This is a genomic window from Cupriavidus sp. Met-2, assembly GCF_049843575.1.
Taxonomy (GTDB): domain Bacteria; phylum Pseudomonadota; class Gammaproteobacteria; order Burkholderiales; family Burkholderiaceae; genus Cupriavidus; species Cupriavidus metallidurans.
Genome location: NZ_JBBHZL010000003.1, coordinates 452025 through 465560, shown reverse-complemented (window position 1 = coordinate 465560; position 13536 = coordinate 452025). Strand labels below are relative to the sequence as shown.

Genomic DNA, 13536 nt, shown 5'->3' with positions numbered 1-13536 from the left:
ACATGAACGCAGCGTTGAGCCCGAAGGCGAGCACCGAAACTGCCAGGAATCTCGCAAAGCGCGATGAAGCATCCGACGTGCGCGCGAACACCCACCGACTGCTCAGGAAATAATTCGTCAGGAGCCCCACCACGCTGCCGACAATCGAACCCAACAATGGGATGCCCCCCTGCGCAACAATCAGGATCAGCATGAGGTAATGCGCGGCGGTCGCGGTCGCGCCGGTGACCAGATAGCGGAGGAATCTGGGCGACATTGTCATCGCTTCTCCACGAGCACCGTCGTGCCCCGGCGCGCCACCACCAGGCTCTCTGGCCCCAGGTCGGGGGACAGTTGCGCAAAAGTTGCCTCGCGCATGACGGCGAGCTTGTGTCCGCGCTCGCGCCAGCGCAGCAGGAAGGTCGCGTAGCTATCGATCCACCGCTGGGGATCGACAGAAAAGCCAAGATCCAGTTCGTCCCTGGCAACCACCACCTGGGGAAGCATTTCGGAGTAGAACGCCAAGCCCCGGTCGATCTGCCCGACGTTGAACAGGGCGGTATCGGCGCGGCGCGATGCCTTGACGGTTAGGCCGATCGGCTTGATCGACAGGGATTCGAAGGCCATGGATGCCACGAGCCCAAGCTGAAGGCTGCCAATCGATGCCAGTGCTGCCACTGCGACGGCAATGCCACGTCGGCCTGACAGGGCAAGGGCACAGGCACCCAGCCCGCCAACCACCAGGGCGCCGATGGTGAGCGTGCTCCAGAACGAGAAATGACCAAGATCCGAGATCCCGCGCTTGAGCACCTTGTCCGATAGCTCGGGGATCCATTGCAACCCCGCGATCAGGATGCCGAGTATGACCATCAGCGAGCATCCGACCACTACCCATCTCGTGCGGACGCGCAGGATGGCGTCACCAACGAGCACGGCGAGCGGCGGAAAGGCCGGCAGGAGATACAGGGGCAGCTTCGATCGCGAGACGGAAAAGAAGACGAGCACAATCAACGTCCACACCAGCAGGAACAACCGCGGGTCAAATGTCCCCGAGCGCCTCGCAGGCCGGCAGCGCTGCCAGACTGTGGCGGGGATGACGCCAGCCCACGGCAGCATTCCCGCGACCAGCACCGCGGCGAAGAACCAGGCAGGCTTGTTGCGGGCATGAACGGAGGAAGTGAAGCGCGCCAGGTGTTCGTGGACGAAGAAGTAGTTAAGAAATTCCGGATTGCGAACCGACACTGCGACGATCCACGGCAGCGCGAGGACGCACGCGAACAACCCCCATATCCAGAAGGCGCGACTTCTGAACAGTCCGAACTGTCTGGTGAGCACGGCGTAGACCACCATGGTCGCGGCGGGCAGCACGATCGCAATCAATCCCTTGGCAAGGAAGGCCAGCCCCACCAGACCCCAGACGATCGGATAGAGGCGCCTATCGGCATTCCTGACCGCTACCGCATAGACCAGGACGGCGTTGCCCAGCAGTGCGCCGACGCCGATATCTGTCGTGGTCAGGTTCGAGCCCAGTATCCATAGCGGCGAGCCGGCCAGCACCAGGGCAGAGGCGAGCCCCACTCGCCGCCCGAAGAGTGCCGTCGCAGACCAACCGGCGACCAGGATGGCACTGGCTCCGATCAACGAACTCCAGAGTCTGGCGCTCCATTCACTGACGCCAAACACCGCAAACGCCGCCGCGGTCGCCCAATACTGAAGTGGCGGCTTGTCAAAGAACTTGACGCCGTTCAGCCGAGGGGTCGTCCAGTCGCCCGAGACGAACATCTCCCGGGCAACTTCGGCGTAGCGCCCCTCATCCGGTTCGTAGAGCGGCCGGATCGAGAGGGTCGCGGTCCACAGCAAGATGGCAACGACAATGAGCGAAAACCAGAGAACGCGAGACTTCACGAAGGCTTCCTCGCGGCGACAAGTAGGGAACCGCCTAACGGAAACCTCAGACCGGCAAGAATCAACTGCCGCTCGGCGGCACAGATGCCGCCAAAGATGCGGTTGAGCGTCGCGCCAATTCGGAATCCGTCGTCCACCGCGTCTTTGGGCGGCTTGAGCCGTTGCTGCAATCTCGAGAGCGCCATCGCCGGCAGAAGCAGCGACATGAACGAGGTGGCGTAGACGGGCTGGAATCCGGCGGCCCGCACCTTGCCAAGCAACTCACTGCGCGTGTAGCGGCGCTTGTGCTTGGCCGCATCGTCAAGATGGCTCCACAGGCTGGGATGCTGCGGTACGGTGAGGATGAGGCCACCGCCGGCGCGACAAGCCCGGTACATCTCTGCCAGGACACGCTCATCGTCGTCGACGTGCTCGATCACATCGAACGCCCCGATCACATCAAAGGCGGCGGTAAAGGGCAGCGCGCGGGCGTCCATCTGGATGAACTGGGCGTTGGACTTGTTGCGTGCCGAGGCCAGCGCCTGCAGCGACGCTTCCCCACCGCAGATGCGCGCATGCGGAAAGCGCTGCTCGATGGCCTTGAGGTTCTCGGCGGTCCCGCAACCGATGTCCATGAAGGACCTGAGTGTCGGGAAATGGCTCTGCAGGACGTCGAGAATGAGCCGCCGCCGATGAACGAACCAGAAGTGCGTGGCCTCGAGCTTTTCGTATTCCTCGAAGAGAGGTTCGTGATAGCCATCATGGTCGGCCAGCATGGCCGGCGCCATGCAGACCAATCCATCCTGACTCATCGGTTGCCAGCCGCACGCAGCGCAACTCCAGATTTCGTGCTTGATAGGGGCTCTGCACTGAATGCATGCGCGCATGGTCGTCTCCCGTTCTAGGTACCTGCTCGACGCGTTGGCTTTCCGACGCGCGGGCGAGGTTGTCCCACGGCAACGCGTCAACGCGATGACGTGGCAAGTGAATTGAGATGCCTAGGTAACCAGGCAGCAAGGCGTCGCAATCCGATGGGGCGGGACTGCGATCGGGGTGAAACCCCAATTCACACAGGAGTGGAGGGTGGACGAAGAAGCACGTCTGGAATGAAACTGGCGAGGAGCGCGGCCGTCCTGCCCGCCACCTCGAACGATTCCGGCTGCCGCAGCCAGAAGCCCAAGAACCATCCGGCGGCCTGGCCCATGGCGACGCACGCGTCGCACGCGTGACCGTCCGCATCAGGAGCCAGTTTTCCCCGCGAAGGGCTGTGCTGCGTGTTGTGGTGACACGGCTTGTCCGGGTTGCTGACCGTTTCCTCCACATCGACCTCGAGGACCATCGCCGCATCATTGCGCAGCCGGTCATGCGCTGGGCAGCCGGCGTGCGCGGGCGCTCCCATCGCCTGCAGCGGCAATGCGAAGATCATGAACCACAGCAGGAGGCGGGGCAGCAAGCGTCTCATTCGACGGCACGGAAGAGCGGAATTTCGTCTCAACGTATTGTAGAGAGTTGGCCTGTCAGCAAAATGACTCACACATGACGGCGTCGCCAAGCACCGGAATCAGGCGAGCACACTGCGCGCCCAGACGGACCGGATCCCTTGCGCCCGACCGTCGTCCGCTTTTCCGACAGATGGCCGAGCGCCGCACTTCGTGTGCGTCTTTGATCTAGGACAACCAACTGCAGGCTTGTTGCCAGAAGTCAAATCAAAGGCTGCTAGGATTCGCCCACTCGATTCCCGGCTCATGCACGCCTCCCATCACCGGCACTGGATTGCCGCATTCCTGTTGATTTCGTTCCTGACAGTTCAGCTGGCAGCGGCTGCCTACGCCTGTGAGGGCAGCAGGTACGCGCTGAGCATGACGGCGAGCATGACCGGGATGGCGGAATCCTGTCCGGACATGGCAATCAAGCGGGGCCATTCGCATGCCGGCCTGTGCCAGGCGCATTGCCACCAGGACAGCAAATCCGCCGATCACGCGACCCCGCAGCTCCCCGTATTCCAGGCGGCCTCGGTTAGCCCGGTAGCCACACCTGACCTGACACCGATCCTTGGCGGGTATCGGCTGGCCACGGGCAACCCCGTCCCACGACCGCCTCCCCGCCCGCTCGCGATCCTCCATTGCTGTTTCCGCATTTAGCCCGCCTAGCAACGTCCGCTATCGTGCCCTGAGTCGTCAAGACCAAGGGAGTCGTTGCTTTGTGGAGGCTTTATGTTTTTGCGTTTTCCCCTAGCGCGCGGGCGGCGGTGGTCGCTCGCCCTCTCGCTCATCGCGGCCGCCCATCCCGGATGGGCGCAATCGGCCGCACCCCTGTCGTTGCAGGAAGCCGTGGTGCTCGCCTCGGCGCATGCCTCGGACGCTGAGACGTCGCGCGCAGCAATCCAATCCGCCTTGGAAATGGCGGTTGCGGGCAGGCAACTGCCGGACCCGGTTCTCAAGGTTGGCGTCAACAACGTGCCCGCCGATGGACGGGATCGCTTCTCAATCGGCACGGAATCGATGACGATGCGCTCGATCAGCGTGATGCAGGAACTGACGCGATCAGCCAAGCGTGAAGCGCGCGCACGACGCTTCGAGGCCGAGGCCTCGTCGGCGCAGGCGCAACGCACGGCCGCGCTCGCCGCCGTACAGCGTGGCGCGGCACAGGCGTGGCTCGATCGGCTCTATGCCGAGCGGGCAACCGTCGTGCTGGCGGAACAGGCGCAGTCCATCGGGCTGATGATCGACGCTGCCCGCGCTGCCTATCGTGGCAACCGCGGCCCCCGGACCGATATCCTGACCGCTGAACTTGAGTTGCAGCAATTGCGCGACCGGGAGGACGAGGCGCGCGCCGCTGTGTCGACAGCCAGAGCAATGCTGCAGCGCTGGGTCGGTGACGCCGCCGTGCGCCCCCTGGGTGACAGTCCGACGCTTGCGATACCCGCGTGGCTCGCCAATCTCGATGGCAGCGTCGTGTCCCAGTTGCCCGATGTGGCCACCGCCGAGGCCCAGGTCGGCGTCGCGGAGGCCGAGGGCAGCGTGGCGCGGGAAAACAGGATTCCGGACGTCAGCGTGGAGTTGATGTACAGCCAGCGCGGCCCAGCGTACTCGAACATGGTTTCGGTCAACCTATCCCTGCCTTTGCCCTGGGATCGGAAGAACCGGCAAGATCGTGAGCTCGCCGCGAAGCTCTCACAGGCCGATGCAGCGCGAGCCCAAGCCGAAGCGGTTCGACGTGGGCTACAGGGCCAACTGCGCGGCAAGCGAGCCGAACTCGGCCTGAACCAGTCGCGGCTGGAACGTTATCGCGACGTCACGGTGCCGCTGGCCAGAACGCAGACAGAAGCAGCACTGACGGCGTATCGCGCCGGTGCCGGCACGCTCTCCGCAGTCGCCGACGCGAGCCGCAAAGCGCTCAATCTCTCGCTGGAACGCCTGAAGTTGGAGGCCGCGACGGCCCGGCTGTGGGCCGAGCTCAATTTCCTGATGCCGCTTGCGACTGAAGCAATGCCGGCATCCACGCAAGGGGATCAACCATGAAAACGACCGCAATCGCGCGCGTCGCGATGAGTCTCGCCGTTGCGGCGGGCCTGGGTGGCGCATATTACCTTGGACAACAGCAACGTCATCAGCAAGCTTCCGGATCCGCAACGGTCAATGGGCCCCACGACGGCCATGATCCGGCCGCGGGCGCCGAGCTCAAGACCGGCAAACGGATTCTCTACTGGCGCGACCCGATGGTACCGGGGCAGCGCTTTGACAAGCCGGGCAAATCCCCTTACATGGATATGCCGCTGATACCGGTGTATGAAGAGGAAAATGCCGACGGCGCCGCGGTGCGCATCGACGGCCGCGTGACGCAGAACCTCGGCGTCCGGACCGCGGAAGTAAAGCTCGGCCGGCTGGAGATGGCCCTGCAGGTCCCCGGCAATGTCGCCATCAACGAGCGCGGCATCGAAGTCATTCAGGCGCGAACCACCGGGTTCGTCGAACACACTTACGTGCGGACCACCATGGAAACGGTCCGCAAAGGCCAGGCGCTCGCCCAGGTCTATTCGCCAGACTGGGTGGCGGCGCAGGAAGAGTACCTGGCCGTCGCGCGCATGCCGGGTAACCCGCAGCCCGAACTGCGCGACGCCGCGGTGGCGCGCATGCGGCAGGTAGGCATGACAGACGGCCAGATCCGCGTAGTGCAGGCAAGCGGCAAGCTCCAACCGCGGCTCACGGTCAATAGCGCGGTCGACGGCATTGTCACTGAGGTCGGCGCTCGGGACGGCATGACCGTTCCCCCTGGCATGACGCTCTTTCGCATCGCCAGCCTGGCAACGGTGTGGGTGCTCGCCGAAGTGCCTGAAAGCCAGGCGGCTGCCCTGCGGCCTGGCCAGGCGGTAATGGCAAGCACCACGGCGCTGCCGAATCTGGCGCTGCCCGGCAAGGTGGACACGATCTTGCCGGACGTCAGCGCCGGTACGCGCACGATCAAGGTACGGATCGAACTGCAGAACAAGGACAGGAAACTGTTGCCGGGCATGTTCGTGTCGGTACGCATGGTGCCGGCGGGCGCAACAGAACGGCTGCTCGTGCCCAGCGAGGCACTAATCCGGACCGGAGCGCGCACCATTGCCATGGTGGCCAAAGGCGAAGGTGGATTTGATCCGGTAGAAGTCAAGGCGGGCGCAACCGCCGGTGGCCAGAGCGAGATCCTCGAGGGCCTGAAGGCGGGCCAGCAAGTCGTGGTTTCCGGACAGTTCCTCATTGATTCAGAAGCGAGCCTGCGCGGGACCGTCGCACGCATGCAGGAAACTACTTCCGGCCCCCCGGTTGACAGCGCCGCCTCCGAGGCGTCGGCCGCTGGCCCCGAGCATCGTGCAGTAGGGCGCATCCAGTCCATCGGCGAGCGCAGCCTGATCATCGCTCACGAGGCCATCCCGTCAGCCCAGTGGGGCGCCATGACAATGGAGTTTGCCGCGCCACCTGCCGGCCTTCCGCAGGGACTGAAAGCGGGCGATCGCGTCGCGTTCAGCTTCCGGTTGGATCCCCACGGCATGGCGACGCTCGTCACCGTCGCGCCGCAAGTCCAGACCGCGGGAGCCAAGCCATGATCGCCAGTCTGATCCTTGCGTCCATCCGCAACCGCTTCCTGGTCCTTCTTGCCACGGTGATGCTGACCGCGTGGGGGCTTTGGGCCGTGCGAAGTACGCCACTGGATGCCCTGCCCGACCTCTCCGACGTGCAGGTCATCATTCGCACCCCATTCCCTGGGCAGGCTCCCCAGATTGTGGAGAACCAGGTCACCTATCCGCTGACCACCACGATGCTGTCGGTGCCCGGCGCGAAGACCGTGCGCGGATACTCGTTCTTCGGCGACTCCTATGTCTACGTATTGTTCGAGGACGGCACCGACCTGTACTGGGCCCGTTCACGCGTTCTTGAGTACTTGAACCAGGTCCAGTCCCGGCTGCCGGCCGCCGCCAAGCCTGCGCTTGGTCCCGACGCTACCGGCGTGGGTTGGGTCTATGAGTACGCGCTCGTGGACAAGAGCGGACAGCATGACCTGTCACAGCTGCGCGCCCTTCAGGACTGGTTCTTGCGATTTGAGCTCAAGTCCTTGCCCAATGTCGCAGAGGTTGCCTCGTTGGGCGGGATGGTCAAGCAGTTCCAAATTGTGCTGTTGCCCGACCGGCTTCGCGCCTACAACCTGTCACAAGGGAAGGTGCTGGCCGCACTCAAGGGGGCCAATCAGGAAACCGGGGGCTCAGTATTGGAACTGGGTGAAGCCGAATACATGGTGCGCGCTACCGGGTACCTGAAGACGCTGGATGACTTTCGGCAGGTGCCGATCGTGACGAGCGACGCCGGTATTCCGGTCAGACTGGGCGATGTCGCCGTGATTCAACTGGGCCCAGAGATGCGCCGCGGCATCGCGGAGCTCAACGGCCAAGGCGAAGTCGCGGGCGGGGTCATTATCCTGCGATCGGGGAAGAACGCGCTGGAGACGATCAACGCCGTCAAGGCCAAACTGCAGACCTTGCAGAAAAGCCTGCCTGACGGCGTCGAGGTCGTCACCGTCTACGACCGGTCGGCGCTGATCAGTCGCGCAGTCGACAACCTCACCACCAAGCTGCTGGAGGAGTTTGCGGTCGTCGCAGTGGTCTGCCTGCTCTTTCTCTTTCACTTGCGCTCGGCACTGGTCGCCATCATCTCGTTGCCGCTTGGCGTGCTGGCGGCATTCCTTGTCATGCGCTATCAGGGCGTGAACGCCAACATCATGTCACTGGGGGGTATTGCAATCGCAGTCGGCGCGATGGTCGACGCCGCGGTCGTCATGATCGAGAACGCCCATAAGCACCTGGAACACTGGCACGTCAAGCATCCACAGCAAGAACTTGAGGCGCAAGAGCGATGGCGCCTTATCGGTGAGTCGGCCGCAGAGGTCGGTCCTGCCCTGTTCGTCTCATTGCTGATCATCACCCTGTCGTTCATTCCAGTCTTTACCCTGGAGGCACAGGAGGGCAGGTTGTTCTCGCCATTGGCGTTCACCAAAACCTACTCCATGGCGGCGGCGGCGGGTCTCTCCGTCACATTGATCCCCGTGCTAATGGGCTATATGATTCGTGGCAAGATCCCTTCCGAGCAAGCCAATCCTCTCAACCGCCTGCTGATCCGCGCTTATCACCCGCTGCTCAACAAGGTGCTCAGGTACCCCAAGACCACCGTGGCGCTGGCGGGCGTGCTCCTGGTTGCGACCGCCTGGCCCATCATGCGCACTGGCGGGGAATTCATGCCACCGCTGGACGAAGGCGATCTGCTCTACATGCCCTCCGCTCTGCCAGGGCTTGCGGCCGGCAAGGCGTCGCAGTTGCTGCAACAGACCGACCGGCTGATCAAGACGGTCCCTGAAGTGGCGTCCGTGTTTGGCAAAGCCGGCCGCGCCGACAGTGCGACGGACCCCGCGCCGATTGAGATGTTCGAGACGACCATTCGCTTTAAGCCGAAGGATCAGTGGCGTCCCGGCATGACAACCGACAAGCTGGTCGAAGAATTGGACCGCATTGTCAAGGTACCGGGCCTGTCCAATATCTGGGTACCGCCGATCCGCAATCGCATTGACATGCTCGCGACCGGCATCAAGAGTCCCGTGGGTATCAAGGTCGCCGGCACGGACCTCAAGGAGATCGACAGACTCGCCACACGTATTGAAGAGGCCGTCAAGACAGTCCCCGGCGTGACATCTGCGCTGGCCGAACGGCTCACGGGCGGGCGCTACATCGATGTCGACATCGACCGCGCGGCAGCAGGCCGCTACGGTCTGAACATCGAGGACGTCCAATCGATTGTTTCCTCGGCCATCGGGGGTGAAACCGTTGGTGAGGTGGTCGATGGACTCGCACGATTCCCCATCAACGTTCGGTATCCGCGCGACGATCGGGACTCCATCGATGCACTGCGGCGCCTGCCAATTGTGACCGACAGCGGCTTACAGATTGCGCTGGCCGATGTGGCCCGCATTACTGTCATGCAGGGCCCACCGATGTTGCGCAGTGAGAACGCACGTCTTTCCGGTTGGGTATATGTTGACATTCGCGGCAGAGATCTTCGGTCCACCGTGCGTGACATGCAGGCCGCCGTGGCGAAGGCCGTACCAATGCCCGCCGGGTATGCCCTCAGTTGGTCAGGCCAGTTCGAGTATCTGGAGCGTGCTACGGCCAAACTCAAGGTCGTCGTCCCCTTTACCTTGCTGATCATCTTCGTACTGCTCTATCTAGTTTTCGGCCGGCTGGATGAAGCCATGCTGATCATGGGCACGCTCCCCTTGGCCCTAATAGGCGGCTTCTGGCTGCTGTATCTGTTGCGCTACAACCTCTCTGTGGCTGGGATAGTTGGGTTCATCGCGCTTGCGGGTGTGGCCGCAGAGTTCGGCGTCATCATGCTGCTGTATCTCAAGCACGCGTGGCACGACCGGTTGGCGCGCGGTGAAGATACGCTAGATGCGTTGCTCGACGCCATCCAGGAGGGTGCGGTATTGCGCGTCCGGCCGAAGGCGATGACGGTGGCGGTCATCCTGGCGGGCCTGATTCCGATCATGTGGTCACATGGCACAGGGTCTGAGGTCATGCAACGGATTGCTGCGCCAATGGTGGGTGGCATGGTGACAGCGCCGCTGCTATCGATGTTCGTCGTGCCCGCCGTATATCTGTTGCTGCGCCGGCGCTTGTTGCCCTCGCCCTCCACCACCGCCAAGCAGGCAGAACTGGAGCGGGCCGTGTAGCAACTGTGCCTGGCGAGTCCCGGGGGCCGCCAGGCCAGTCTTCAGTGCATTGGGAACGTTCACCAGTGCGGCGCGCATCCATGAGAGGGCACCCGCCCTACGGCACTTCCCGGGCGTTTGCTCGAGGTGCCGCCACAATATCAAGACACCGCGCTGGTGAGCTCCCGCAACACGTAGGGCACCCTCCGTCGGCAAATCGCCGCGACCCACCTTCTGGACAGCTAGCACACCAGGCCCGAAAATCCCCGTATGCGTCCGCCTCCCATCCTGCATCTGCCGCCCGCGGTCGTCGCGGTAATTCTGGTCGGGCTGGTGACCATCCTCAGCTTGATTGTCCTGCTAGCCCGGCACCTGCATCGCAGCCAACCGCCGCCTCGCAAGCACCGCAGCAAGAGTCCCAAACCAGGGCGCTTGCGCAAATGACCTTGCGGACAGTGCTGCGGCCCAACAGCGGCGACGCCAAGTTGTACGAACGCGGGTAGGCCGCCGTTATTTCCGACGGCCAGAGCGAGGGCTCTTTCGGGGCCGGCCCCGGCGCGGCAGCCGCGGGCGCCCGCGACCATAGGTGCGATTCAGATAGATGACAAATGCCAGGAACGCAATGATGCAGAGCACGGCAACCAGCAATAGCGAGGACAGCACGCCATGCGGCAAATCGAAGACGTAATATCGGTTCAAGTTTCCAATCGCCCTGTGTGGCAGGCCGCCTCTCGTGCGTACTCAGTGAACGCCATCCTCAAGCGAATCGGCGCACGGCGACGATCAGCGCACCATCGCCATTGGCGAACCGCACGCCGCCCTTCTCCAATTGCCTCTCGATCATGCAGAGTCCGCCAAACATGTCATTCAGGATGGGACCACGGCGTCGATGGTCGCCAACCGCCATGGGGAACGGACGCGTCCTTTGCTTGCTCATGCTCAGCGTCATAAGCGGCAATGCCAACGTGCAGAATGTCTGGCTGTGTACGACAGTGAAACCTGCGGCATTGACCTTGCGAATCAGTGCGGGAAGCGTGTAGCGCGCTTCTGGCGCCCTCGGGGCATTGCCGCGCAGTCGTCGCGTTCGTTGATGCGGTACGGTCACGACAATACCGCCACCCTGGCGACAAGCCTTACGCAACTGGTCAAGCACTATCCCGTCTGACGCGGCATGCTGCAGGACGTCGAACGCCCCGATGACGTCAAAGGCGTCCGCGAACGGCAGGTGCATAGGATCCATCTGCAAACAGGAAAAGCCATATTCCCGGCGCACCTCGCGTAGTGCATCCACGCAACGGTCGGCCGCGACCAGCGTGGCGGCCGGATAGCATGTCCGGAAATCATCCAGGAATTTTCCCGCACCGCAGCTCAGATCCAAGAATGACTCAATCTGCGGGAACCACCGAGACAAGGCCTCGATGATCAGTCGGCGGCGATATGCAAACCAGAAGTTCCGGTCTTCAACGTGCGCAAATTCCCGCAACAGCGACGCTTGATTCCCATCGTGATCCCCGATCAGTTCGGGTGCGAGGCACACAATGCCTGATGTCGACGGCGGCTGCCAGTCGCAGGACCAGCAATGCCACCCCTGCGTGGACAATGCATTGCCACATCTCACGCACGATCGCATCGCCGGCCTCAGATTGAAATCGGAGGCCCTCCCGCAAGGGGCCCTCCATCGCTTTGCAGAATCCTCGTACTCACCCAGGCTGGCGTTGAGCCCACGCGCGATGCGGCGGCGTGCTGGCGAAGTCGTCTGGACGCGTATCCGACTCACACATCCATGCGCGCGGTCAGAAGGCTGACATTCGATTTTATGGAGATGACCTGTCGCAAACATGACGGGGAAATTACCAGGCGCCGCACCCGTTGCTATCTGCGGCAACATCGGACAACATGCACGGCGGCGCGGCCTTTTTCCAACAGATGCGAACGATGTCATGGATTCGACGCCGACAATCCACACCGCGCCTGTGGCGACTTGTGATTGCAGACTTTAGGGATTTCCTGGACAGCGCCGCGCCAGACCAGTGCGCTCAGCGTTTTCGTCAGCCCGGCCTTGGCCAACTTTGGTTTCGATCGTCGTGGGCAATGCGCCCGATCGCGAGACAGCATGACAGATTCAAAGGACACCGCACCGCTGTCGAATGACAAGCCCCCGGCAGCCCCCGTGCCGCTGCAGCGAGAATGGCTGAATCGCACCGTTGTCGGTGCCGGGCTCACGAGTGCACTAGGCGATTTCTGCTACGAGACCACCACCGTCATCCTGCCCGGCTTCCTGGCAATACTCGGGATCCCGGCGGCGGTTCTGGGACTTATCGAAGGCCTGGCCGATGCGGTGGCGAGCTTTACCAAGATGATTTCGGGTTACGTCGCCGACAAGCTCGGACATCGAAAGCTTCTGGTGCTGGTCGGCTACGCCCTGACGCCTGCGGGTCAGATCGCAATCGCATTGGCCACGGCGTGGCCAATGCTACTTGTGGGGCGAATCATTTCCTGGTTCGGAAAAGGGCTGCGCGGCCCGCTTCGCGACGCGATTGTCATCCAGGCAATCCCGCCGCGCGCGCGAGGCCGTGCCTTCGGGTTTCATCGGGCTATGGATACGATTGGCGCAGTAGTCGGACCGCTGCTTGGTGTCGCATTGCTTGGCTGGGCCCAAAGCCATCATGGGTGGAACGACCCCATCGGTCCGTTCCGTCTGGTCCTATGGCTAAGTGTCATCCCGGGGGTTCTGGCCGTCCTGGCTTTCCTCGGCTTCGTCAAGGATCCGGCATTTTCCCCAAATCCCGGGCTGCGATTTTTCCGGGCCTTGCGCGGCCTTCCGCCAAAATTCAAGCGCTATCTCGGCGCCGTCGGGTTGTTTGGCATGGGTGATTTCTCCCACAGCCTGTTGATCCTCGGCGCCACGAAATTGCTGACCCCCGCACTCGGCATCGTGCAGGCCGCGCAAATCGCCGGTGGCCTCTACGTCTGGCGAAACGTCGTGCAATCGGCGGCGTCATTTCCAGTCGGCATGCTGGCGGATCGCGTCGGTGCGCTGCGCATTCTCGTGCTTGGCTATGCGCTAGGCGCGATGACCGGCCTGCTCATGGCCATCACGTTCTGGCTCCACGTCAACACCCTCGCACTGCTCGCGGCCGTCTTCCTGCTTGCGGGCCTGTACACGGCCGTCCAGGAAGCCCTGGAGCCGACGGTGATCGCCGAGATGGTGTCGGCTGACACCTTGGCCATGAGCATCGGCGCGCTCGGCACCACGAACGGCACGGCGAAGTTCATCTCGAGCGCCGGCGTCGGTCTCATCTGGTCGGCGCTATCACCTGTCCTCGGCTTCGCATTCGCCACCATCACCATGGCGGCCGGCACAGTCATGCTGGCGAGATTACGGCACATCTAAATCTCGCCACATCGCCCGGAGATCGAGCGCAGTGCGGGAGTCCCCGCCAC

At 63.1% G+C, this 13536-nt stretch carries 10 protein-coding genes; 5 read left to right on the top strand and 5 right to left on the bottom strand.

Features of this window, described 5'->3' with window-relative positions; genetic code table 11:
• From WD006_RS10510 to WD006_RS10495, 4 genes are all read right to left on the bottom strand, one after another.
• The coding region (locus WD006_RS10510; protein WP_425648198.1) for a GtrA family protein at positions 1–262 on the bottom strand (262 nt) is incomplete at its 3' end.
• Complete coding sequence (locus WD006_RS10505) at positions 259–1884, bottom strand: glycosyltransferase family 39 protein (RefSeq protein ID WP_029307116.1); 1626 nt, start codon at positions 1882–1884, stop codon at positions 259–261. The genes WD006_RS10505 and WD006_RS10510, both read right to left, overlap by 4 nt.
• Positions 1881–2651 carry a class I SAM-dependent methyltransferase gene (locus WD006_RS10500; protein ID WP_008642720.1) on the bottom strand — a complete coding sequence of 257 codons (771 nt, stop codon included), beginning with the start codon at positions 2649–2651 and terminating at the stop codon, positions 1881–1883. The genes WD006_RS10505 and WD006_RS10500 overlap by 4 nt, the downstream gene beginning before the upstream one ends.
• Before the next feature lie 278 nt (positions 2652–2929).
• Positions 2930–3325 carry a hypothetical protein gene (locus WD006_RS10495; protein WP_008642718.1) on the bottom strand — a complete coding sequence of 132 codons (396 nt, stop codon included), beginning with the start codon at positions 3323–3325 and terminating at the stop codon, positions 2930–2932.
• A 283-nt stretch (positions 3326–3608) separates the two neighbouring features.
• On the opposite strand from WD006_RS10495, the gene WD006_RS10490 reads away from it, so the two are divergent.
• The 4 genes from WD006_RS10490 to WD006_RS10475 all read left to right on the top strand — a co-directional run bounded on the left by WD006_RS10490 (position 3609) and on the right by WD006_RS10475 (position 10113).
• The gene (locus WD006_RS10490; protein WP_375198928.1) at positions 3609–4004 is read left to right on the top strand and encodes a copper resistance protein; all 396 of its coding nucleotides are present in this window, start codon (positions 3609–3611) and stop codon (positions 4002–4004) included.
• 72 nt (positions 4005–4076) lie between these two features.
• Positions 4077–5384 (top strand): TolC family protein, encoded by a 1308-nt coding sequence (locus tag WD006_RS10485; RefSeq protein WP_008642714.1) that lies wholly within the window; start codon positions 4077–4079, stop codon positions 5382–5384.
• Positions 5381–6946, top strand: a complete 1566-nt coding sequence (locus WD006_RS10480) for an efflux RND transporter periplasmic adaptor subunit (RefSeq protein ID WP_011229392.1) — start codon at positions 5381–5383, stop codon at positions 6944–6946. Before WD006_RS10485 ends, WD006_RS10480 begins: the two co-directional genes overlap by 4 nt.
• The gene (locus WD006_RS10475) at positions 6943–10113 is read left to right on the top strand and encodes an efflux RND transporter permease subunit (RefSeq protein WP_011229391.1); all 3171 of its coding nucleotides are present in this window, start codon (positions 6943–6945) and stop codon (positions 10111–10113) included. The genes WD006_RS10480 and WD006_RS10475 overlap by 4 nt, the downstream gene beginning before the upstream one ends.
• A gap of 736 nt (positions 10114–10849) precedes the next feature.
• On the opposite strand, the gene WD006_RS10470 is transcribed toward WD006_RS10475, so the two are convergent.
• The gene (locus WD006_RS10470; protein WP_223277385.1) at positions 10850–11692 is read right to left on the bottom strand and encodes a class I SAM-dependent methyltransferase; all 843 of its coding nucleotides are present in this window, start codon (positions 11690–11692) and stop codon (positions 10850–10852) included.
• A gap of 513 nt (positions 11693–12205) precedes the next feature.
• Here WD006_RS10470 and WD006_RS10465 point away from each other — a divergent pair.
• Positions 12206–13486, top strand: coding sequence for an MFS transporter (locus WD006_RS10465; protein ID WP_008642705.1), 1281 nt, complete (start codon positions 12206–12208; stop codon positions 13484–13486).
• Positions 13487–13536: the final 50 nt, after the last annotated feature.

Coding starts and splice junctions, on each gene's coding strand:
- WD006_RS10500 (WP_008642720.1), bottom strand. CDS start 2,651: ATGGCGCCGGCCATGCTGGCCGACCATGATGGCTATCACGAACCTCTC.
- WD006_RS10495 (WP_008642718.1), bottom strand. CDS start 3,325: ATGAGACGCTTGCTGCCCCGCCTCCTGCTGTGGTTCATGATCTTCGCA.
- WD006_RS10490 (WP_375198928.1), top strand. CDS start 3,609: ATGCACGCCTCCCATCACCGGCACTGGATTGCCGCATTCCTGTTGATT.
- WD006_RS10485 (WP_008642714.1), top strand. CDS start 4,077: ATGTTTTTGCGTTTTCCCCTAGCGCGCGGGCGGCGGTGGTCGCTCGCC.
- WD006_RS10480 (WP_011229392.1), top strand. CDS start 5,381: ATGAAAACGACCGCAATCGCGCGCGTCGCGATGAGTCTCGCCGTTGCG.
- WD006_RS10475 (WP_011229391.1), top strand. CDS start 6,943: ATGATCGCCAGTCTGATCCTTGCGTCCATCCGCAACCGCTTCCTGGTC.
- WD006_RS10465 (WP_008642705.1), top strand. CDS start 12,206: ATGACAGATTCAAAGGACACCGCACCGCTGTCGAATGACAAGCCCCCG.